Source organism: Dapis purpurea BLCC-M126, from assembly GCF_050015975.1.
GTDB lineage: Bacteria > Cyanobacteriota > Cyanobacteriia > Cyanobacteriales > Microcoleaceae > Trichodesmium.
This window is the reverse complement of sequence record NZ_JBNHER010000011.1, coordinates 1-23,682: the sequence shown is the minus strand read 5'-3', so window position 1 is coordinate 23,682 and position 23,682 is coordinate 1. Positions and strand designations below refer to the sequence as shown.

16 protein-coding genes and 1 pseudogene are annotated in these 23,682 nt (G+C 35.4%); 6 read left to right on the top strand and 11 right to left on the bottom strand.

From position 1 onward, the window contains the following. Nucleotides 1–549 precede the first annotated feature (549 nt). Nucleotides 550–1,035, bottom strand: a complete 486-nt coding sequence (locus ACP6PL_RS02540; protein WP_426542205.1) for a hypothetical protein — start codon at nucleotides 1,033–1,035, stop codon at nucleotides 550–552. Between the two features lie 119 nt (nucleotides 1,036–1,154). Here ACP6PL_RS02540 and petN point away from each other — a divergent pair, with 119 nt between their 5' ends. From petN to ACP6PL_RS02520, 4 genes are all read left to right on the top strand, one after another. After that, nucleotides 1,155–1,244: a cytochrome b6-f complex subunit PetN gene (gene petN, locus ACP6PL_RS02535; RefSeq protein ID WP_124144543.1), complete on the top strand. Its 90-nt coding sequence runs from the start codon at nucleotides 1,155–1,157 to the stop codon at nucleotides 1,242–1,244. A gap of 243 nt (nucleotides 1,245–1,487) precedes the next feature. Next, nucleotides 1,488–1,694 carry a multicopper oxidase domain-containing protein gene (locus ACP6PL_RS02530; protein ID WP_426542207.1) on the top strand — a complete coding sequence of 69 codons (207 nt, stop codon included), beginning with the start codon at nucleotides 1,488–1,490 and terminating at the stop codon, nucleotides 1,692–1,694. A gap of 42 nt (nucleotides 1,695–1,736) precedes the next feature. Beyond that, complete coding sequence (locus tag ACP6PL_RS02525) at nucleotides 1,737–1,892, top strand: hypothetical protein (protein WP_426542203.1); 156 nt, start codon at nucleotides 1,737–1,739, stop codon at nucleotides 1,890–1,892. A 276-nt stretch (nucleotides 1,893–2,168) separates the two neighbouring features. Next, nucleotides 2,169–2,555 (top strand): hypothetical protein, encoded by a 387-nt coding sequence (locus ACP6PL_RS02520; RefSeq protein ID WP_426542201.1) that lies wholly within the window; start codon nucleotides 2,169–2,171, stop codon nucleotides 2,553–2,555. Nucleotides 2,556–2,838: 283 nt separating this feature from the next. Here the strand turns inward: ACP6PL_RS02520 and ACP6PL_RS02515 are convergent, their stop codons facing one another. Both ACP6PL_RS02515 and ACP6PL_RS02510 read right to left on the bottom strand, forming a co-directional pair. Next, on the bottom strand, nucleotides 2,839–3,162 hold the full coding sequence (locus ACP6PL_RS02515; protein ID WP_426542199.1) for an STAS domain-containing protein: 324 nt from the start codon (nucleotides 3,160–3,162) through the stop codon (nucleotides 2,839–2,841). Nucleotides 3,163–3,945: 783 nt separating this feature from the next. Continuing rightward, nucleotides 3,946–5,016, bottom strand: a complete 1,071-nt coding sequence (locus ACP6PL_RS02510) for an acyl-CoA dehydrogenase family protein (protein ID WP_426542197.1) — start codon at nucleotides 5,014–5,016, stop codon at nucleotides 3,946–3,948. A 112-nt stretch (nucleotides 5,017–5,128) separates the two neighbouring features. Between ACP6PL_RS02510 and ACP6PL_RS02505 the strand changes: the two are divergent. Further along, a pseudogene (locus tag ACP6PL_RS02505) lies at nucleotides 5,129–5,218 on the top strand (IS1 family transposase); the annotation flags it as partial. Between the two features lie 213 nt (nucleotides 5,219–5,431). Continuing rightward, on the top strand, nucleotides 5,432–9,817 hold the full coding sequence (locus tag ACP6PL_RS02500) for an NACHT domain-containing protein (RefSeq protein WP_426542195.1): 4,386 nt from the start codon (nucleotides 5,432–5,434) through the stop codon (nucleotides 9,815–9,817). 349 nt (nucleotides 9,818–10,166) lie between these two features. On the opposite strand, the gene ACP6PL_RS02495 is transcribed toward ACP6PL_RS02500, so the two are convergent. From ACP6PL_RS02495 to ACP6PL_RS02460, 8 genes are all read right to left on the bottom strand, one after another. Next, nucleotides 10,167–12,902 carry a valine--tRNA ligase gene (locus ACP6PL_RS02495; protein WP_426542193.1) on the bottom strand — a complete coding sequence of 912 codons (2,736 nt, stop codon included), beginning with the start codon at nucleotides 12,900–12,902 and terminating at the stop codon, nucleotides 10,167–10,169. A gap of 235 nt (nucleotides 12,903–13,137) precedes the next feature. After that, a complete protein-coding gene (locus tag ACP6PL_RS02490; RefSeq protein WP_426542191.1) occupies nucleotides 13,138–13,743 on the bottom strand; it encodes a Uma2 family endonuclease in 606 nt (201 codons plus the stop codon). Between the two features lie 143 nt (nucleotides 13,744–13,886). Further along, a complete protein-coding gene (locus ACP6PL_RS02485; protein ID WP_426542189.1) occupies nucleotides 13,887–14,588 on the bottom strand; it encodes a precorrin-2 C(20)-methyltransferase in 702 nt (233 codons plus the stop codon). Between the two features lie 403 nt (nucleotides 14,589–14,991). After that, the gene (locus tag ACP6PL_RS02480; protein ID WP_426542187.1) at nucleotides 14,992–15,621 is read right to left on the bottom strand and encodes a precorrin-8X methylmutase; all 630 of its coding nucleotides are present in this window, start codon (nucleotides 15,619–15,621) and stop codon (nucleotides 14,992–14,994) included. Nucleotides 15,622–16,054: 433 nt separating this feature from the next. After that, the gene (locus ACP6PL_RS02475) at nucleotides 16,055–18,142 is read right to left on the bottom strand and encodes a CHASE domain-containing protein (protein ID WP_426542185.1); all 2,088 of its coding nucleotides are present in this window, start codon (nucleotides 18,140–18,142) and stop codon (nucleotides 16,055–16,057) included. A gap of 639 nt (nucleotides 18,143–18,781) precedes the next feature. Then, the gene (locus ACP6PL_RS02470) at nucleotides 18,782–19,864 is read right to left on the bottom strand and encodes a hybrid sensor histidine kinase/response regulator (RefSeq protein WP_426542183.1); all 1,083 of its coding nucleotides are present in this window, start codon (nucleotides 19,862–19,864) and stop codon (nucleotides 18,782–18,784) included. Beyond that, complete coding sequence (locus ACP6PL_RS02465) at nucleotides 19,864–21,501, bottom strand: response regulator (protein ID WP_426542181.1); 1,638 nt, start codon at nucleotides 21,499–21,501, stop codon at nucleotides 19,864–19,866. Before ACP6PL_RS02465 ends, ACP6PL_RS02470 begins: the two co-directional genes overlap by 1 nt. 15 nt (nucleotides 21,502–21,516) lie before the next feature. Further along, nucleotides 21,517–23,640, bottom strand: a complete 2,124-nt coding sequence (locus ACP6PL_RS02460; protein ID WP_426542179.1) for a response regulator — start codon at nucleotides 23,638–23,640, stop codon at nucleotides 21,517–21,519. Nucleotides 23,641–23,682: the final 42 nt, after the last annotated feature.

Genomic DNA, 23,682 nt, shown 5'->3' with positions numbered 1-23,682 from the left:
GATAAGGAAATATCCTAGCACTTTTTTTCCCCTATCCAAGGGGAGGCTTTAAACCAGAATTATTTAATAATTAATAATTAATAATTGGGTAAGGGTAAGGAAGAAGGAAGAAGAAAGAAGGTTTTATATTAAATCCGGTTGAATACTTGTTATATAGTTGGGATAGGGAGATGGGGGGATGGGGAGATGGGGAGATTGAAGTGTAGATAGAATTATGAACATATACTCTATATTAGTTATCCAGGAGAGAAGGCTTAAAAGCCTGAAAAAACTTAAATTTCCTGTAAATATTCATACTTGGATTTACACAAACGATACCAGCGGAAATTATATCAGGATTAAGAATCTAAGAATATAAATCTCACTGAAAATAGAAAAGATTTTGGAAGATATTTTTTGATTATTGAGAGAAAACTATCGAATTTTCACAATTTAAGAAATTAATTTTGCCAGAGGTACAGCAGTGGAAGTATCGCTGAAGAGAAATAGAAAACTTCAAAGCTATTAGCTATAAAGTTTTGACTAAAAATGAGTACTGAATGCTATATATTAATCTTGATTAGGGGAAGAAGAAAAAAGCTTAATCCATTTTTGATTAATACCCAAGTCTAAAACAAGACCAACTACAGCAAAGGCCACTACACTCTCAATACCTAATACCATTAAAGGCCATAAATCAATAAATGTGGCCTCAGAATTTAATCCCACATCAATTTGTCCCAAACCTCTGACAGAACCAAAGGCCAAGACTGCCCCAGATTTAAGATGAGGGTTTCTATCCTGACGAATAATATAACGGTAAGTCACACCAAATAGAAATCCACTAATAAAAGCGATTGTGCCCTGAAATAAAATATTCCAGTCCAGAGTTATAATCTCTAAGTTTGCCAATGATTCCCAACTATGGCCCAAAATCAAGCTATTACCAAGGGCGATCGCGCCGAAAGTAAAAAATAGTGAAATACCAGCAAGAGTTCCTGCTTTGAGAGATTCAATTCTTTCTGCGAAGGTAAAATTTGATGAATAGTTAACCATATCAGCTGAGTTTTATGTCTATTAATATTCTGTTCTATCTGATTCTCTGATAGTCAAAATGTCATAAATAAAATATTATAGGATTTGGAGTAAATTTTTCCTTTTTTTTGAAAGCAGTTATGGATATTTTGTCATTAGGTTGGGTTTCCCTTTTAGTTGTGTTCGGGTTCTCTATTTCTATGGTAGTTTGGGGTCGTAACGGTTTCTAAAAATTAGGTATCAGTTTTAAGAAACTTAATTTTTGCTTGTGTTATCACACTAAACTCTTAATCTACTAATAAATTCAAAGAAGGGATAGGTAATATACCTATCCCTTTTTTTTATACATGAAAACTATTAAATAGAGAATTAAAAAATATATTTATATAATGTTCGCTGGTATCGGAGCGTGTCAACCCAAGGGTGAATATCTACAGAAAATTTAAGTTTTTTTTGGCTTTTGAGCCTTTCATATTCATGCAAATTTTTTCCAGGTTTATCCTACTGGTATGACTCTTAAATCATGGAAAGAAACAGATGTTACTACTATGGGAACTTCAGAAAGACATATTCTCGAATTTTCCTATCCCTTTCCAGGTAAATATATGTTCCATACCCACCAAGATGTGATCGCAGAAAGTGATTGTATTGGTATGTTTGAGGTTTTGCTTCAGACCTAAAAATTTCAGCAAATCATCAACTTGATTAAAAAGTCATTAATTATGATTAAGATTAAGATTAACTCTGTTTTACGTTATTTTTTTGTAAGATTTATTGCTACTGTATTAGCGATAGTTATTAATCCTAATATTGAGGAAACTGTGAGAAATGATTCTATACTTTACCAAATCGAAGGTAAAATTTCAGTTATTAAGTAATTAATACAGGTAAAATAACTTTTTCGACAAATTAGTACCCATGAGGGTATTAATTATTTATGTTTTTTCTTTTGTCTGACATGATTTTATGCAGTGTTTTACAACCATATTTATTATTTATCCAGAATTTAGAAGTATTTGAAAAGCTAATATATTGACATTGATTAACAATATGAAGATTCAGTAAAGATACTGATTGACTATTGCATTATTAAAGTAGTTTGGTTTACTATTGTCAACAAGCAAATTTCTATGGTTATATTTTTGTCAGAAAAAATGAATTCTCTAACAATCAAAACCGCTCATTCAAACATATTTGGTGATTGTTTCAATAAGCAAATTTCTTCTCTAGAATACTTGTTAAAAAGAATTATATTAATCTATCGAATAGAGAAATTTAAAAATTTAGCATTGATAGATAGGGCTATTGAATTGATAGAATCAATTCATATTCCATGTTGTAATAAAGGAAAATTAACTCCTATCCAGGAAAAAATATTAGAAAATTTTGTTAAAAATACTGCGTATTTTTTAAATCAATCAAAAGAATATTTGCTTTTATTAAAAAGAAATGATTCGATAGAAGAGAAAGATGATTTAAGATTGATAATTGCTGCTAAAACAGCTGTTGTCAATTATCGTATGCTTGTAGTTAATTTTTAATCTCAGTAAGGTTGCTGAGAAACAGATTGATTATTGTAATACCAATTCACTTTCAAAGATTTCATAAATAGTTTTAAGCTTTAGATGTGAAATAATTTCCTGAAATTACTGTAGTGTCGAAGTTTCGAGTCTATAAAATCTTAATGCATGACTTTTGACTTCCGTGAAATGGTCTAACTCATATTCCCTGCCTCAATTTATAACATTCAAAATACTATAAAAATACTAAATTTTTACAGAATAAAATTTAACTCCATATTCTGACTCTATATTCTTCTAAAGTTTAATGGCATAAGCTTCCAGAATTTAGATGAGCTTGCCTTGACTTCTGCTTAACTTCAAATATCTGGTCTAGTCCAGTTAGTTCTAGACAATATTTAACTGAATCATTTAAATTCATTAGATAAAGATTACAATCATTCTTCTTAGCTATACGACGCAATGCAAATAAAGTCATTAATCCATAATTATTAATAGAATTTAGACTAGCTAGGTCTACTACACAGCAATGTTCTGACCTGGTAGCTAGAGTTTTTTGCAACTTTTTCTGTAGTAAAGAACTATTTTTTGTGTTAAATTCACTTGAAGGACGAATTAATAAAGCCATGATTTTTTCTTACCTCCCTAATCTCGAACATAATATTATTGTATGGTGTTATAATGTATTTAATAAGTGACTTCTTGAGGTATAATTGGTGATAATATTGAACTTGCCTAGTGATACTTCTGTTGAAAAAATAATGATCTAGATCACAATTCATTTGAAATAGTAAGAATAAAATTTCAATTAAGTAGGTAAGTGAAAAAATTACAAGTACGTCATTGCGACTGGAGCGGAGCAGAAGGAAGCAATCTCAAGGGTTCCAACTGCTTTAACATTTTGTTACATAGTGACGTTTATTCACGCCTACCTACTTACTAATATAATTATCCTTAATAAATGCTAGATAGTTAAGTAGACTAAATCGGAGAATGGCTATAGCATTTACATTTGAGAGATAAACAGAAAATTAAATGTTTGACGGAATAGGGAAAAGTAGGATATAAAAGGAGGGTTTTAGCAGGAGAAAAAAATATGATCTAGATTGGTTTCTATTTTCTTTGTCTTTCCTTATCCCTTCTATTCCCTCTTCCCTATTACCATTTATGTATAAGTATTTAGCCAGAAATGATATTAGTTAAACTGTTCAGTTAATCAAAAGTTATTTTTGATTTTTGAATTTTGAATATATGACTTCTGTACAGTGATATTATCACTTAAAACTTTCAGTTGTCTAGCAGTCGAAGCAAAGGGCGTGGACATTACTAAATGCTGTTTGCGGAGCATTTCCACACCGAAAACTTAGTCAGAGATTACTTCTGAGTTCTAACTTCTGACTTGCGCGTAGCGCTATACCCTACAACTTAAGATTTTGAGAGTAGCTTCCATAATGGCTGTAGTCTGACCAAAAACTGTGTATACTAGAGATTCCCGGTAAACCCGTTGCGCTCCATGATTTTTGTGATTAGCAGCACCACTAGAAACAGTAACAGCAGCAGCAGCACAACGCTGGGCTAGGTTAATAGATGTGGATCTGAGGTGCAGTTTATTGGCAAAATCAGTATCAGGATTTTTATTAGCTGCTTCTATTGTATTTCGACATTCATTGACTTCAGCTTGTAGAGAAGAAACTGCATCTGCAATAAAATCAAAAGATTTAGTTTTTGATACTGCTATCATAATATCTATACCTGCAAAAGCACATCCTAAAGCGAAAGCACTAAAGCGCAAAACTTTTTGTTTGTCATTATGATGAACCCAATTTGCAGGTTTAAGAGAAACTACTCGCTCATCAGGTAAAAACCAATTTTTGACTGTAGCACTAACAGTATTAGTTGAATTCATAGCACACAAAGGCATAATTTCTGAGAAACTAATACTGCCATTTAATGTAATAGTTTCCTCCAAAGGAAGTATGCCAAAAACTGCTCTGCCATCAGGTAATTTTGCTGCGATAATAAATTCCTGAAATATATTCCACCCAGTTATCCAAGGTACAGTTCCTTCTATATAATATCCACCTGTAGTCGGGAAAGCTTTAACAGGTGGTTCCCCAGAACGTCTAAGTTGGGAAAAACCTACTCCTAATAAGATTTTGCCATGGCTCAAATGAGGTAAATATTGTTGTTGTAGTAGATCATTTTCACTTGATGCTAACATTGCTGCTGCACTCTGATGTTGGGTTTGGAGAAAAGCTAATGCACCAGAATATCTTGCTACAAGTAATTGATAATTAAAAAAATCTTGTTGCTTTAATTCTAAACCACCCCACTTTCGCGGAATTTGTAGTGCTAATAAACCAGATTTTCCCAGACTCATTAAAGCTGTTTTTAGTAGTTCTGGGTTACTATCTATTTCGTTAGCTTTGGGAGCCACAGAACTTTGTAAAATTGAAGAAGTAATTTCCTCTATATTTTGCATGATTAATATCAAGTGTGGTAAAGTGAAAAGGGGTAGTCCTGCATAGTAATGGTAAAATCTAAATCAAAATTGAATTTTCTAGCTATGCACTGCCCTAAATGCCAATCTACTAAAATCATTATCGTTTTCCAAAAAATTAAGTAATCACATTGGAGCAATCTGGAACTTCATACATCACTATAATGTCACAATTTGTACTTGACAACTACTATGCAAGACTACCCTTCAATAATTAATAATTAATAATTACCTCTCCCTAAAAGGGAGAGAATTGGCTAAAAGAAATTTTTTTCTGTTTTCTCCATGAATGGAGAGGCTTTATACCTTGATTTTTCGGTAAATCAATTAAATAGTTGTCAACATTATGGGTTGATTTAATACAAATAATAATATATCCACAATATAAAACTGTATTATGACACTTCCTTCTGGCTTGACTAAAGCGATCGCTGGTTTCGCAACTCCTATTGCAATGAAGGTGATGGAGCGTCAAGAAGTAGTTATTAAATTGAGAGATAAATTTAATCTCAAGCATGAAAATCTTCCTGATAACTTTCCAGTTGTATATGCTTATACGCTGGTGGAGTATGGTGCAGGCAAAGAAGAAGCACTACTCAAGTTATTTGAACAGACAGAGATTCAAGAAGCTTTTCGATGTGAGTTTAGAGAAAATAATCCAGCACGTTTAGAAGAAGCTATTGAAGAATCAGTTAATTGGGAATTGCTGGATTGGAATACATTAGGACAACAAATTCAAAAGCTGGCTGCTGATGCTCAACAGGATACGACAGAATATATACGACGAGAAATAGAAGATTTTAGAAAAGTCTTTTATCAAAAAGTATTGCCTTTAACTCTCAAACCATCTCAAGTTCATCAGGATAGAAGAATACAAGAAATTATAAAAAGTTTGGAACAACTCAAAACGCTAGATGAGCTTCGTGACGGAGTTCGCGAAATTATTGAATTACTTAAAAATGTTTCAAATTATCAAAGTCAGTCTGATTCAACAGAAAGTGTTGCACTTAATTCTAAATTACAGGAAATTCTAAATTTGTATCTAGGACAGTGTTATCGTGATGAACGGGTAGCTAAATTAGATCAAGCAGGAGAAAGAGATTCAGAGAAAGAAACTTATCTGAATAATGTATTTATAGATTTGGATGTTAGTTTACGACAAGGAGTCGCAAAACAAAAAGAAATTTATAGAAATTTTCGTAACAGAATCAACAAAATACAAGAAGTTAATGAAGAAATTTCTGAGGGAATAAGTGCAGAAGATTTTTTGTACGATGATTCAAGAAGATTATCAGTAATGGGATGTCTGTTACAAGAGTTGCATCCTAAAATTGTTATCATCGGAGGGCCAGGACAAGGAAAATCAACTTCTGCTCAACAACTTGCTCAAATACACCGTGCAAAACTGATAAAGGAAGACTACGATGATCGATATCAGCCTAAAATAGTTCGTATTCCTTTCCAGATAGTTCTCAAAGACTTTGCCCAATGGCTAGCAAATGAACCTGAAATTGATGCTCTAGATTCTTATCTAGCAGAAAAAGTAGGTAAGTTAGCTAAACATCCAGGTGATATTCGTCCTCAAGATATACAAGAGATATTTAGTAAACGAGATTGCTTATTGCTGCTAGATGGACTTGATGAAGTAGTTGAGCCAAAGTTAAAAAAGCAAATGCTTAAGAAGATTGAAGACTTCCTAGCAGAGCAAGAATTTTCAACAAAAAGCAATGTAGCAGTAGTAGCAACTTCTCGTCCTAACGGATATGATAACTACTTCGATCCAGAACAATTCATACATCTAGAATTAGAATTTCTCAGCCAAGAAAAAGTTACAGAATATGCTCAAAAGTGGGTAGAAGCTAAAAGATTAACGCATGAAGAAAGTTCTAAAACCTTAAACATACTCCAAGATTGTCAAGACGATAATCATATTCAAGGGTTATTAACAACTCCTTTACAAGTAACTATTATTCTAATAATTATAAAAAGTGGTAGAAAACCTCCTTCGCAAAGAGAAGATTTATTTAATGAATATTGGTTAACAATTTTTAGAAGGGAAGAAAGTAAGGATGGTGGTAAAGCTATTATTAAAAGTAAAGAAAGTTTCTTGCTCAATTTACATAGTGTTTTAGGATACTCTATACATCGTCGCGCTATTAAAAAAAATATTAAATCTTTATTGTCAGAAAGTGAATTTAAAGACTTAGTTACCAATTTTATCACCCTAAAAAAAGGTAATTGCACCTCCGCAGTAGAAATTGCTCAAGAAATGAATCTTCTGGTTAGGGAGGTAGGAGAACGATTAGTTTTAATAGTTCAAAAAGAGGCTGGTTTTTACGGTTTTGATCTTCGTTCTTTTCAAGAATTTTTTGCAGCTATATATTTAGTTCAAGCTAAAGACACGAAACAACGTTTTGATAGACTAACTGCGATCGCTCCTTACGAACACTGGCGTAATGTTACTTTATTTGCTGCTGGTAGAATTGCTCGTAATTTTTCTGGAGAAGTTACTAAACTAACTGAGGTATGGCGTTCTATAGATAGAAAAGGAGTAAATCGCTATTTAAAACCTGGTGCGTGGTTGGCTTTACAAATTGCTGCTGATGGAGCATTAAGTGATGAGGGGAATTTACAGTATTCTGCTGTAGATGACGGATTAAAGGTTTTAGAAGGGGGTTTAACTAGGGAACAAAATGCTCAACTAAGAACGTTAACTGGTAGATTAACGAAAGAAGAAAAACAAAAAATTCTTCGTCCAGTATTAGAAGAAAAACTACGCCTTTTACCGGAATCTTGCTTGATTTCTGGTTTATTTATTTATGGAGAATACTTTGGTGCAAATGATTTCTTTATTAATAAACTAGATACTATACTTGAAGAGTCAAAAAAAGAAGCATTAATAAATTCAGCACTAAATTTAGCTATTAAATATAAGTCAGATTCTAACTGGATAGCAAAGAAACTAAAAAAACACTTTGATTATTTTGAAGCAGAATTTGAAAATATCTTTTTTGAAGATTTTGAATATTTTAAAAAGATATTAAATCAAGAAGAATTATCAAATGATAGTCGATTAGTTAATTTACTTACAAAAACTCTATATCATCGGAGTGCAAAGAATGATTGTTTATCTCTGTTGATTGCAGAAATTGGTGAGAAAAAAGCTTATTCAATCGGCGAACAACTAATTATTTGCATATTATTAAAATATTTAATTTATCAGCTACCAAATTATAAAGATTCTTATACACATTCTGTCAGAAAAAGAATTAAGGAAAAGGAAATTGATATAACGGTAGATGATAAAAAATACGGTGAAATTTTTATTTACGATCCGCCGCGACTTGATTTCCTTGATAAATTAGGTTCAAGGAAAGAAAAATTGCAGAATCAAATTGAGTATTTATTGCAATATCAAGAGTTATTCCCTACAGTAAAACTTCTATCACAACGGTTACTATTACTACTCAACCCCAACAAAGAAAAATATATTTACGATCTATTAAATTGCTTGTCTCATGTTCAAATTGAGAATTTAGTCGATCAAAGCAGTTTATTAAATAGTTTTCTGTATAAGCAACCTCTATTTTTATTGGCAAGTAAATTACAAATTAACAAAGAAAAAGAGGCATTTGATAAATTACTTCCTTTTTTAACGCATGACAAGCAAGTAGAGATTGTCGAACAAATAGAAAATACTATTGATAATAGTCTTAAATCCTTAGAAAAAGAGAAAATAGCTAATTTTGCTAAATCTATTCTTTATAAAATTGGTGTATATGATTTTTTTTCAAATCTTATTCCTCTTGCTAATCAAATGGGAATAGAGTTAGAAAAATTAATTGGTAATTTTATATCTACTGCATTCTACAAAAACAACGATCAATATATAGTTTTAGATAAAAAGCTTTTATCTAAAATAATGCCAGACAACGAAGATAAAAGCTTGAAATTTGATGACTTTAAAAAAATATTAATAATTTTAATTTCGTCTGACTTTAAATGGTCTTTAGAAGAAAATGATGTCGAAAGAATAGTTGATTTCTTTGATCGAGTTATGAGCGTTCCAACATTTATAAACAAAGAAGAAGATAGCAATAAGTTTGTTAATTTGTTGATTTTTGGTCTAGGTTTGAAGCTAATTGAGTATACTGAGTCTGATACAAGTTTGCTCAAAGCAATTAATAGTATATCTATTAATAATTTTTCATTTAGTCCAATTGTTTTTATACTTGAAATTGTACATTTATTGAATAAAGAAAATATTAAGGTTTTAAAAGAATTACTCGAAAAAAAAGATAGAGACTTATTTTTGAAAGGGGCAATTATTTGGAAAGCAATATTAGATGCCGAGGAAAGTCATCCGCATATATCAAGAATCTTAACAGAACTATTATCTGATAATTCTTTGTCTCCCAGCATAGGAAAAAGAGTATTTCAAGAATACGATAGTAGTTATTATCCTATAGGAATTACTTTGTTAACGTATTCTGATTATTCCATTGAAAATATTGAAGAACAACAACAGCTTTTAAACTTGCTTATTAATGCTAATAGTAAAGCAGAAGAACAAGAATGGAGTAAATTTTTTCAAAAAATTGCTATTAATAATGATGAGCAATCAATCTGGTCTTCTTTTTTGGAAGAAATATTGAGCGAACCCAAAAAATTTGGGCATTTGATATTGAGTGCTGCAATGGAACGCTATCACAGTTTGAATAATGCAGTTAAAATTACAATTTCTAAAAAACAAGAAAGAAAACTTGCTTTACTTTACTATTAACATACATCTGTAACCATCCTTCTGAAACACCTGTAATTCTTGCGATATTTAATGATTTTACTAGATAGGCATTTAGGACAGTGCATAGCTAGAAAATTCAATTTCGATTTAGATTTTACCATGACTATGCAGGACTACCTAATAAATATCTGTTCCCTGGCAAATTTCGCCTTTTATTTTTAATAAATTTAAAGGTTGGGTTACCTAATAACTAAACCCAAGCATACATACTAATCCTAAATAATTTGTGAGAAAAACTGTAGGGGTTTGGTCTCCAAACCCAAGGAAAAAATCGGATTTGAAGACCAAACCCCTACGATAAAATACTGCAACCTATTTAGGATTGCTCCTAATTTAATTTCAACTGATTTAGACGATCGCGCAAAATTTCTGCCTGCTTTTCTGCCTCTGCTAAATTATTTCTAGTTTCCTCCACAAATTTAGGGTCTGCCTTCTCGACAAAACCAGGTTTACTCAACCTTTTTTTAGTAGATTCTATCTCTTTTTCTAACTTCCCTAATTTCTTCTCTAACCGAGCTGATAAAGCTTCAATATCTACTACTCCTGATAATGAAATTAGAACTTGTACAGTTCCAAAAACACCAGCAATAGTCTGACCTATTTCTGCATCAACGCTAGGAGTAATATTCAACTTTTCAACCTTAGCTAAATCTTGAATATAAACCTCACCTTTACTCAAGATTTCCCGTTCTTTTTCATTCTCACTCTGCAAAATTGCCGTTATTTTTACCTTTGGTTTAATATCAACCTCTGCCCGTAAATTTCTCAGAGTCCGAATTACTCCAATTAATAACTCAAACTCCCCTTCTAAATCGGAATTAATTAAAGAATTATCTAACTTTGGATAAGACTCCAAAGCCAAACATTTTTCCTCTCCCACCTGATTCAAAGTATGCCAAATCTCCTCAGTAATATGAGGCATAAAAGGATGTAATAATCTCAAAATTCCATCCAAAACATAAGCCAAAGTTTGCTGTGCCACCAACTTAGAATTTTCATCATTACCCTGCAAACGAGACTTAACTAATTCCAGATACCAATCACAAAAATCTCCCCAAATAAATTCATAAATACCCTTAGCAGCTTCCCCCAAACCATAATTATCTAAATAATCGCAAGTTTGCTGCACAGTCTGATAGAAACGAGACAAAATCCAACGGTCAACTAACTCCAATTTATCCGCCTCTGGTTCCCCTAATTCTTGAGGAGTTTTACCGCCTAATTTCATCATTACAAATCTGGCAGCATTCCAAATTTTATTAGTAAAATTTCGAGAAGCTTCTACCGATGCCGACTCATCAGTTTCCCGATTATAATCCATCCTCACATCTTGTCCTGCTCCGGCAGTTTCTCGCATCAAAGTATAACGCAAAGCATCAGTTCCATACTTTTCAATTAATAACAAAGGATTAATACCATTACCAAGAGATTTAGATTGTTTTTTACCATTTTCATCTAACATTAAACCGTGAATATAAACAGTTTCAAACGGCATTTTTTCAGTAAAATGTACTCCCATCATTGTCATTCTAGCAACCCAGAAAAAGATAATATCAAAACCAGTAGAAAGAGTGCTAGTAGGATAATATTTTGCTAAGTCGGGAGTATTCTCCGGCCAACCCAATGTAGAAAAGGGCCATAAACCTGATGAAAACCATGTATCAAGTACATCTGGGTCTTGTTGAATTTTTACATCATCGCCGAATTTTGCCTTTGCTTGCTCCAATGCTTCCGCCTCCGAACGAGCAACAATAAAAGGAGTGTTATCGGAAATTTCGCCATTAGTTTCGCTGACAGCATACCAAGCAGGAATTTGATGACCCCACCACAGTTGCCGAGAAATACACCAGTCCTTAATTTTTACCAACCAGTCGCGATAAACCTTAGTCCAACGTTCGGGAACAAATTTTGGTTGGTTGTGTTCATCTAATAATTCTAATGTTTTCGTTGCCAATGGTTCAATTTTGACAAACCACTGAGTAGACAGCAGGGGTTCGACAGGTACTTTGCCCCGATCGCTATAAGGAACACTATGACTATATTCTTCTATCTTAACCAAAACTCCCTCTTCTTCCAACCGTTTGACAACATTTTTCCGCCCTTCAAAACGGTCTTGCCCAACAAACACTCCCGCATTTTCATTCAAACTGCCATCTTTATTCATAATATTAATGAATGGCAAATTATGACGCTTACCCATTTCAAAATCATTAGGATCGTGAGCAGGAGTAACTTTCACACAGCCAGTACCAAACTCAGGATCGACCAACTCATCAGCAACAATAGGTATTTCCCGTTCCATTATTGGCAGAGTCAGAGTTTTGCCAATCAAATTTTTGTAGCGATCGTCATTGGGGTTAACAGCAACGCCCGTATCTCCCAACATTGTTTCCGGGCGAGTAGTAGCAACTTCCACATAACCACTGCCATCGGTGAGGGGGTATCGGAAATGCCAGAGGTTGCCATTAACTTCCTTATTTTCTACCTCCAAGTCAGAAACAGCAGACTGACTAGCAGGACACCAGTTCACCAAATAATTACCGCGATAAATCAGACCTTGTTCGTAGAGACGCATGAATGCTTCAATGACAGCTTTGGATAAACCTTCATCTAGGGTAAAACGTTCTCGCGTCCAGTCTGTAGAAACTCCCAGACGACGAAGTTGATTAACAATAGTGCTACCAGACTCCGCCTTCCATTCCCAAGCACGTTCCAGGAATTTTTCCCGCCCGATATCGTAGCGACTTTTACCCTCAGCTTTAAGTTGGCGTTCCAGAATAGTTTGAACAGCGATACTTGCATGATCGGTGCCAGGGAGATAGAGAGTATTGTCACCCCGCATCCGATGGTAACGAATAAGCGTGTCTATCAGAGAATTATTGAAAGCATGGCCTGCATGGAGACTACCTGTAACATTTGGTGGAGGAATAACAATACAGTAGGGGTCTCCTGTTTGGTTGGGATCCGCCTTGAATGTATTATTTTCTTCCCAATATTTCTGCCATTTAGCTTCAGTAGCAAAAGGGTCGTATTTGGTTGGTAGTTCTGGTATAGTTTTGGTCATAGATGAAATTAAATTTTTGGACACTATTTGATTGTCCTTAACATTGTGCCATAGCTAAAAGCGAATTTCATCCTAGTAACTCACTAAAACTGGATTTTTCTTTGAGTAATTTTGAAAATAAAATATTTGTATCTATAATAAGTTATTAATTGACTTACTTTTGGTATTAAAGTTCGTCATTAATTTAACAGGGGAAAATAATATGAGAAAATTCCTCTGTTTACTGTCTAGCTGCTTATTCCCTAACTTGTTCTACAGGTCGCAATAACTGATCAACCAATATCTTAGAATCAGGAAACGCCAGAGGAGCAATTGCCTCATCCTCCCCTAAAATTATCTCCTGCTGATATCCCGACTCACTTGGTTGTCGATACACATACAACTGACGATGGTTCACATCCAACACCCAATAATCCTCAATTCCTGACTTAGCATACTCCTTTCCCTTCACCTCCAGGTCACTTTTGAGCGTACTGTCAGCAATTTCCATTATCAAATATACATCTTCTGCTGTGGGATGACCATCATCATAATCAAGAGAGTCTGCTTTGACTATTGCAATATCAGGTTCTGGTTCAGAAAAATTATTTAGGATAACCGGAAGTTGTTTTTGCACAGAGACTCCTCTTAAAAGTTTATTGAATAAGCGGTCGCTCCGTCGAATAGCAGCAGCGTGAGAACTTCCTTGGGGTGACATCTTGTTAATAATTTTTCCTGCGATTAATTCTATCTTTTCATCTGGATGTAAAATTCCTACTTCTGCCATGCGGTGATATTCATCTACTGTTAGCAGACGTAGGGGTAAGTTTGTGATATTTACTGGTGTTTTAGTGGTTGACATGACTCCTCATTTAATTAGGACTTACGCAGAAACCGGGTTTATCCAGAAAATTTCGTGGTTTGAACAACAAATTAGGGTAATAAACCCGGTTTCTTGACTGAGAAAGCGTAAGTCTTGATGATATTAACTTCAATTATAACACTTCACGCTTGGGTTTGACTAGGAATCAAAATCAAAGACCAGTAAGGAACCTCTTTCGGTTCAACCTCAGTAATACCAACAATTCTTTGCTCGGTTTGGGTTGCCCTTTCAATATAAAGCGCTCGATGTAACAACCCTAACTCATCCAAAATCTCGCGGACTTTGGCAAAATGTCTGCCTAATTTGATAATTATTGCTGCATCCGCAACAGTAAGCCTATCGCGTAACTTTACCTCATCTAAAGTAGCAGGTATAATACTCAAAACATCATTGCGGTAAGTAAGTGGCACCCCCAGCATAGCTGCACTTGCCAATGTTGAGGAAATTCCCGGTACAACTTCCGTCGGAAACCGCCCCGAAAGTCGCTGAAAAATATACATAAATGAGCCATACAACATCGGTTCACCCTCGCATAAAACAGCCACATCTTGCCCAATTTTTAGGTATTCGGCAATCTGTTCCGCAGCTTTGTCATAATAGGGTTGGGATGATTCTTTAACATTAAAAGGTAAATACATCGGAATTTCAATCTGGTCAGAACGAACAAACTCAGCAGCGATCGCCCGTGCCAAAGATTTGCCATTTTCTGAGGTAGGGTAAGCAATTACTGGAACAGTAGTTAAAATGCGGTGTGCTTTGAGAGTCAGTAACTCTGGGTCCCCAGGTCCAATACCTAATCCATATAGTTTTCCTAGTTCTGTCATTCGTGAATTATATCAGTTAAAAACAGTTTATTTGTGTTTGTAGTTGGGCTTTAGCCCCTCATCAATATGCCAATTGAAGCAAAGTTTAGGACATTTCCAAATTTTCGCGCCTCACTCATAGATTATTTTTGATTTTTGCCTTGGGTGTAGCGCTATATAGAACCCATTTGAGATATATATAATTATGCAAGTCAAGTCTTTTCGTGCATCAAGAATGAGGAAAAATTATCTCAAGGAGTGTTGAATTTTTTTTATTATTTCTCCCCACATCTTCCCTCTTTCCTCTTTCCTCTTACCTCCTATCTCCTCGCATATTTATAAAGATACGCTTAGGGGTTCTATATATTTTGTGGGCTAAAGCCCAACTACGAGCCTTATTATAACTATTTTACCGAAAATAATATTATACCTCGCTTTCCTTTGCTAAAGCATTTAGCGCAGCAGCAGCTATGGCACTTCCTCCTCGTCGTCCATGCAATGTTATAAATGGAACGCCTCGACTATTGCTTGCCAATTCCGCTTTTGACTCTGCTGCACCTACAAACCCTACAGGAAAACCCAAAATCAAAGCAGGTTTTGCCATTCCCTTATCTAAGAGTTCTAGTAAGTGAAACAGTGCGGTTGGAGCATTGCCAATAGCTACAACAGAACCATGAATTAGAGGTTTCCATAATTCTACAGCAGTCGCCGAGCGAGTATTATTAATTCGTTGCGCCATTTCTGGCACTTCTGGATAATTGAGAGTGCAAATAATTTTATTATTGGCAGGCAACCGATGGCGAATAATTCCATTGGCTACCATTTGAGCATCACAGAGAATAGGTGCGCCCTTAATTAATGCAGCGCGACCTATTTGTACTGCATCCTGTGAAGTTGCTAGGTCTTCTACTATATCTGTCATTCCACAGGCGTGAATTAGTCGTATTGCAACATGAGCTAAGTCAGTAGGCAAACTCTCTAGATTTGCTTCAGAGCGAATCATAGCAAAAGATTGGCGGTAAATTTCTTCGCCGTTGCGAATGTAATCAATCATAGGTTAGGCAAATAGGGAGAATTCATTCATGGATAATGAATAATGGATAATGGATAATGGATAATGGATAATTGATAATTACCTCTGGTTCAAACCGCTCGGGAATTGAATATAAGGAATATTGTCTTTGTTTTCCCCTATCCAAGGGGAGGCTTTCAACCAGAATTATTTAATTATTAATTATTAATTTTTCGGTAATACCATTGAGAAAAAGTAGTGCTACACTTGGAAGGTAGTTAAAATAACCAGAGAAATAACATAAGTTAGTAAACAATCAAATTACGTCAATAAGTAGTATTTATAAATATAAAATTAAAGTATAGCAAAGTTTTTGAGAATTGGTATAACTGATTTTATTTTTGATTTTTAGACAGGTCTACTTAGTAAAATTAATAGGAAAGTGCATCAACATATAAGTTTAGCAGGACTTTACCTAATCTTTCAAACATTCTTCCTTCTTACTTCTTCCTTCTTCCTTCTTCCTTTCAAAAGATCTCTGAGCTTGGATTGCGATCGGTAACTTAATGATAAATTCTGTACCCTTTCCCTCTTCAGAGGAACACAGTAAATACCCCCCATGCTTCTCACAAATAATTTGATAACTAATTGAAAGTCCAAGTCCCGTTCCTTTACCAACTGGTTTAGTTGTAAAAAATGGGTCAAATAAGCGAGTTTGAATATCTGTCTTAATACCAGGACCATTATCAGCAATTTGGATTGTAATCCACTCAGTATCAACTTGAGCTGTTTTAATTGAAATTATAGGTGATCGCTCCTTTAACTGCCCTACCTTAACGGAATCTTCTAAAGCATCGACGGCATTAGCTAAAATATTCATAAATACCTGATTCAATTGACCTGCATAACATTCAATCAAAGGCAGATTACCGTAATCTCTAGTCACTTGAATTTCTGGGCGATGAGGCTGACTCTTGATTCGATGTGCCAAAATCATTAATGTACTTTCAATACCCGTGTGAATATCTACTTCCTTGACTATTGATTCATCTAACCGGGAAAAATTACGCAGAGACAAAACTATTTCGCGCAGACGTTCACTCCCAACTTTCATAGATTTTAATAATTTGGGTAAATCTTCGGCAATAAAATCTAAATCAGTATCTTCAATAGCTGCTTCAATCTCTGGAGTAGGAGTAGGATATTGGGTTTGATAGAGGTCAAGCAAATAAAACAAATCTTGAAAATGATCGCTCGCATATTCAACATTTCCAGAGATAAAACTGACTGGGTTATTAATTTCATGGGCAACACCTGCTACCAATCGGCCCAAACTTGACATTTTTTCTGTTTGTACTAGCTTTAGTTGAGTCTGGTGTAGTTCTTGCAGTAATTCTTCTAATTCCCGATTTTTGCCCTCAACTTTTAAAGTCGCCTGCTGGGAAATTAATAAATACATTACCAAACATACTGTCACTAATAAACCTAATGCCAGAACAGCTTCACAACGCCAACTGGATATAGAACGATCGGAAGCAGGTAATACTAACAAGGAAAGTTCCTGTTGTGCTGTATGAAGCGAACGGATACAAAATTCCCATTCAGAGCTATAACGACACAGAGATGATGATTGATCTGTGGGGTTCTCAATAGCTTCTAAGTTGGCAACTTGAGGAGATTCTGTTAAGCTTTGGGAGTTAGATTTGTATGCTATAAGGAAAGAGTCAGTGGCATTAACAGCAGTTTTGTTTAAAGCAGAACCTAACTGATCTTCTGGTAAACGATAGAGATAGAAATCAAGTTCGTTAAGATTGAGATTGCTGATGGCTTTTTCAATCCAAGTCCGAACTTCATAAAAACCAAATACAACTCCTTGAAATTTTTTATTGGTATCAGGGTTTTCGTCCTCAAGAGATGGAGAATTCAAGTTATTTGGGCCAAAGATAGGATAGTAAAGTACAAACCCTGGTTTACCATTTTCTAATTCCACTAAAGGCGTACTAATACTCACTCCTATACGTTCTGCTTCTTCTATACTCAGCAAGCGTTTTATGTCTGAAGCAGCATCCCAACCAATATAGTTTTGCCATCTATTTAAAGGTGCGATATAGGTTATGGGGAAGTAGACTGGGCGATCGCCTGCCACTACTTGATTTCCTCTGGGGTTATGTTCGTGAATCTTAAAATTTATCAGTCCTTGAGCTTTTAACTGTTCCTCATAGAGAGAGCGTTCCTGATTCTCTACTTTTTTACTCCAGCCTAATCCTAACAAACCGTCATAATAGGGTAATAGGGAGCTTGTAAATTGTTGAAACTCTTGTCTACTAACTTCTTGAGACGAATTTAGGAAACTACCTACAGATCTAGTCAGTTGGGTGTAACTATTCAATTGCCTCTGTAACTCATTTACTAAGACAGTAGATTGTTGTTGAAACTGCTCTCGATCTTTTGCCATTTCCCAGTGATAAACTACGAGGGTAGCAATTATCGAAAGAGTAATCCCTGTTAATCCGACTATTCCAGGTGCTAGGTATTGCTTGAATAAATATAGAAGTTGTCTCACGACTATTAGAATTTATTTTCAATAAAATCTTATCATCATAATTGTAACATTTTTTTAACAATCTGTCTAAAGTAATTTATTTATACATATTTTCTTTACCTTATATGCTGTCAAAAATCAATTTATTGTAAGTATTATAAGGATAATATCATACAAAATACTTATTTTTTTTAGTGTAAAATATTTTACACATAAAAGTATACTTAATATTTTCCTCAAAAATTATTAATAATAATTATTATTAATAATGATTTAGATTTTATATGTTAAGTAGTTGCTGCATTGCCCATAGCTACAAGATAACAATTAATCAGAGGTTTATATCATGTCCGTTGGTATCGTTTGTGTAAAAGCCGGGAAAATATCCACCATATTTAAGGTTTTTTCTTCTCTTACAGCTTCTTCCTTCTTCCTGCTTCCTTCTTCCTTACCTTCTCTATACAATACCAATGCTACCGGACATAATATTACATAATTATAGAGGAGTTGGCTAGGAACCTGGAACAGCTCTCCAACAGAAGGTTTTCTTTCCCTCTAGTCTAGGAGGAGCAGCTTGGGAATTCCTGAATTACTCACACTATTTGTAACATTATTTTTTTGAATTACTATTACTTGACAAACAATTTCTAAATTTTGACTTTACCTAGATCTTGGTAAGGTAATCTCAAAGATAGATCCTTGGGGTTGATTGTTGCTCACGGTGATTTTACCATTATGTGCCTCAACAACCATTTTACAGAAGGCTAAACCTAATCCGATTTGCGGAATATTTGACATTTTTGTACCAACTTCATATTTCTCAAAAATATTTTGTTTCATTGCTTCGGGAACACCAGGACCAGAGTCGATGACCTGGATTTTGTAATCGCCAGAGTTGAGAATTTCTAAATTCAGAATAATTTGACTATTATTTGGAGAAAATTTAATTGCATTAGAGATCAAATTATCTATAGTTCTATGAATCAGATTAACATCCACAGAAACTATATCAATGGGTGTTGTTGGTAATTGAATTACCAAAGACTGATTTTTTTGAGCAGCGATCGTTTCAAAGTTGGAGGCGCTAGAATGTATGAGAGCAATTATTTCTACCTTTTTGCGCTTCAAACGAAGTTTACCTGATTCTAGTAAAGCCATGTTCAATAAATCATTAATTAATCGCTCTAATCTTTTTGCTGCAGCATAAATCTGCTCCAGTTTCTGGTTTCGCTTTTCTTGGGGATAATTTTTATTTCTTACTAATTCCAAGCCAAACATGATAATAGTCAGGGGATTTCGTAAATCGTGAACTACCATGTTCGCCATGTCTTCCCTCAATTTCAGCATGGTTTGTAGGTTGTCATACTGTTGTTTAATTCGTAGCATGGATTTAACTCTGGCTCGCAGTTCTACACCATTGACAGGTTTACTAATGAAGTCATCAGCTCCGGTTTTTAAACAATTTGCTAGGTCTGATTTTGAGTTTAATGCCGTTACCATAATAATCGGAACTGCCTGCCATTTTGACATAGCTTTGATTTGCTTACAAACTTCGATGCCATCTATTCCAGGCATCATTACATCAAGTAGAATCAAGTCTGGGTTGTAGGCATCTAGATTTTCGATCGCATTTTCACCATTGTCAGAGTAATACAACTCATAGTCTTGATTGCTCAAAAGAGCTGCAATCACATCAAAATTATTGGGTTCATCGTCAATTACTAAAACAGATGGTATATTCATTAGTTATTCTCCTTAGTAGTTAAAAGTTCTTGAATCATAGTTACTAATTGTTTGAGTTTAACAGGTTTACTGAGGTAATTATTAGCTCCAGCAGCCAAGCAACGTTCCCGATCGCTCTCCATAGCTAAAGCAGTAAGGGCAACGATCGGTACATCGGCTAAATGGGGAGTATGGCGGATATGCTGCATCACTTCTAGACCATTCTTCTTTGGCATTGAAATGTCCATCAAAATCAAATCTGGGTTTTGCGACTCAGCTTGGGCGATCGCTTCATCTCCATCCTTTGCCAGAATAATGCGATAACCTTTTGCTTTCAGATAACTCGAAATTATAGTGATATTCACTTCATTGTCTTCTGCCAGCATAATTAATGGTGCTGCCTCCTGTTCAAGCTTTGTGGACTTAATGTTAGCTTCGGAGTGAGATTCTAGTTTGGGGTGAAAGAGGATAGTATTAGTACAAGGAAGATCCACTGTAAAGCAACTACCAACGCCGAACTCACTAGAGACTCCTACTTTCCCTCCATGGTGGTCAACAATACGTTTTACTAGGCTAAGTCCCAACCCTGTTCCGTGATAGTGGCGATTTAGGGAACTATCAATTTGGACAAAGGGCTGAAACAGTTTGTTGAGGTTTTCTGGGGCAATGCCAATGCCATTGTCAATCACAGCAATTCGGAGGAAGTTTTGTGCATCGGTGGCCTCTGGGTTGACAGAGATGACCTCAACCTCCAGAGAGACAGACCCCTTTTCTGGAGTGAATTTGACAGCATTATTGAGTAGGTTAATTAAAACTTGGCGAATGCGTCGTTCATCTACTAACAACTCAGGTAAATTTTGGGGCAATTTCGTTTTTAACTGAATACATTTTTTCTGGGCAAGTGGTTTGATAAAGGCCAGACTAGATTGGCAGAGGGGAGCTACTGCAGTGGGGTTACAACTTAGCTGTAGCTGACCCGATTCAATTTTCGCGACATCCAGGATATCATTAATGAGTTCTAACAGATGGGTTCCACTACTTTCAATAGTTTGTAAAGCTTTCATTTGTTGCTCATTGATACTCCCAAATACCTTGTCTTGCAGTCCCTCTGTGATGCCGAGAACTGCATTTAGAGGGGTGCGGAGTTCGTGGCTCATGTTGGCGAGAAATAGACTCTTTGCTTGGTTTGCAGTTTCAGCAGCTTGTTTTGCTTGCTGTAATGAAAATACTTTCATAGCTACTTCTTGTTCTAAGTTTTGAGTTAGCCTTCTTAATTGTAAATGAGTTTTGACTCTAGCAAGGACTTCTTGCTCTTGAAATGGCTTAGTAATATAATCTACGGCTCCTAGCTCAAAGCCCTTGATTTTCTTGTCTGTATCTGCTAAAGCGGTAATAAAAATTACAGGAATATTGCGAGTAGTGGGATTAGTTTTGAGTCTTTGACAGACTTCAAAGCCATCGATATCCGGCATTGTTATGTCTAATAAAATTAGATCCGGCAATTCTCGTTCTAGTTGTTTTAATGCTCGTTTTCCATTGGTGGCGATCGCTACATCATATCCAACTGCATCGAGTGTTTCTGAGAGGACATCTAGATTGGCTGGCGTATCATCAACAATTAAGATTATCCCTGTTTGTTGTGCTAATTCTTGATTCATGGTTGAGAATAGTTACTAATGGTCAAGGTATTTTTGGATTAATGTCTCAATTTCTTCTGTTTGAAATTGTTTTGCCAGTTGTGAAATTTTCTGGGTAAAGGGCAGATAGCGAGCGCTTTTTTGCCCAATTTGTTCAGCAGTTTTTGCTAGCTTGAGGAGTAAACCATCCTGGGCCAACTCAAATAGGATTTGTAAGTCATCTACTGGTGGTACAACTATTTCTAAAATATCATTTTGAGTGATAGTAGGAGTTGCCTCTGACTTAATTTTCTCATATTTCCAACTTAGTTGTAGATACTTAACAAGCAAAGTGAATAGTTCTTTAGCATTTACAGGTTTGGATAGAAAATCATCACCTCCTGCATCTAAGCTTTTTTGCCGATCCATATCTGACACTGATGCTGATGATACGATCACAATTGTATTTTTGAGCTGCTCGTCATTGCGTAAATGCTTGAGCATTTCCCAGCCAGTCATTACAGGCATATGTATATCTGTAATCATCAGATCGAATTTTTGTTGTCTGAGTTGGTATAATGCTTCTTGACCATTTTCGGCCTCTGTCACCTTAAACCCCAAAGGTTCCAGCAACTCCACCAAAACTGAACGATTTTCCCATCTGTCATCCACTACGAGTAGATGGCGAAGTACTCCCTCATAACCAATAATTTGCTCCTCATTGCTCGTGGCAGCTTTTTGTATCCAGTTGTGAGAGATCGGTAAATCTATCTCAAAGCTAAAAATACTACCTTTTCCAAGTTCGCTCTTGACTTGAATTTTACTACCCATTAATTCTACAATTCTTTGGCTAATTGCTAAACCTAAACCTGTACCTTCGGCACAATTTTTTTTGTCACCAACTTGTTCAAAGGATTGGAATATTTTGTCCAAATTATCAGTAGCAATACCAACTCCAGTGTCTTGAATTTGGAAGTTGATACAAGCCATAGAATTTTCTCCTGTTAAATCTGATGACTTAATATTTTCTACTCTAAAAGTAATAGTTCCTGTTTCAGTAAATTTGACACCATTACCAAGGAGATTGATCAGCACTTGGCGCAATCGTTTTTCATCGGTAATAACGCCTGTGGGAAGATTCGCATCAGCTTCATAGATAAAGTTAAGTCCTTTTTTATCAGCTCTAACGCGACAAATTTCTACCACCCCTTGCAAGAATGAGGGGAAATGAATCTCTTTATTGTTAAGTTCTAGTTTGCGAGCTTCAATCTTAGACAAGTCTAATATGTCATTAATCAGAGTTAGCAAGTGAGAGCCACATTGGTGAATAATTTCAATCCCGTGACGTTCTTTTGCCTCTAGTTTCTTAGAACGATTGAGGATTTGAGCATAGCCCAAAATACCATTGAGTGGTGTACGAAGTTCATGGCTCATATTGGCCAGAAATTCACTTTTAGCATGGTTAGCAGATTCAGCAACTTCCTTTGCCTGCTCGAGTTCAGCAGTACGGGTTTTGACTCGATCTTCTAAGGTTTCATTGAGTTGCTTGAGGTTAGCTTCAGTTTGCCATTGAGAAATTGCTCCTCCAATACTGCCAGCGATCGCCATTAGTGCTGCTTTTGTACTGTCACTCCACTGACGCTCTTGGTGGCAATCATCAAATCCAGCAAACCCCCAAAAGTAGTCTCGGATAAAAATTGGCACTACCAAGATAGACAGAATTCCTTGAGGCTGTAATAGTTCTTGCTCCACTTTGGTAAATTCTCTAATTATGCCTAAAATCGGCTGTTTTTGCGATAGGGTATCATACCAACGAGGCAGAATTTCTGGATAGAGAAGATTTTGCAGTTCCAAGTTGTCAATTTCTGGCTGAACGCCCTCAGCTACCCACTCCCAGCGCTGACTGCTAGCAGATGCTCCAGTTTCAGGATGAGGATGATTTTGGAATATATAAATCCGATCAACATCCATAACTGGCCCTAGGGTATTTAGGGCAGCCTGAACTGACTCATGGTGGTCTTTGACTGTCAATAGGCGATTGGTAGCGATCGCTATTCCCTGGAGCAAGCGATCGCTAGACGATAACTCATTGGGTTGGTGATTCATTAATGGATAGTGGATAATGGATAATGGATAATTACCTCTGGTTAAAACCGTAATGGAATTGAATATAGAACCCATTTGGTATCTTTTCCGTCCAAGGTTATACTAAGTAGCGATCGC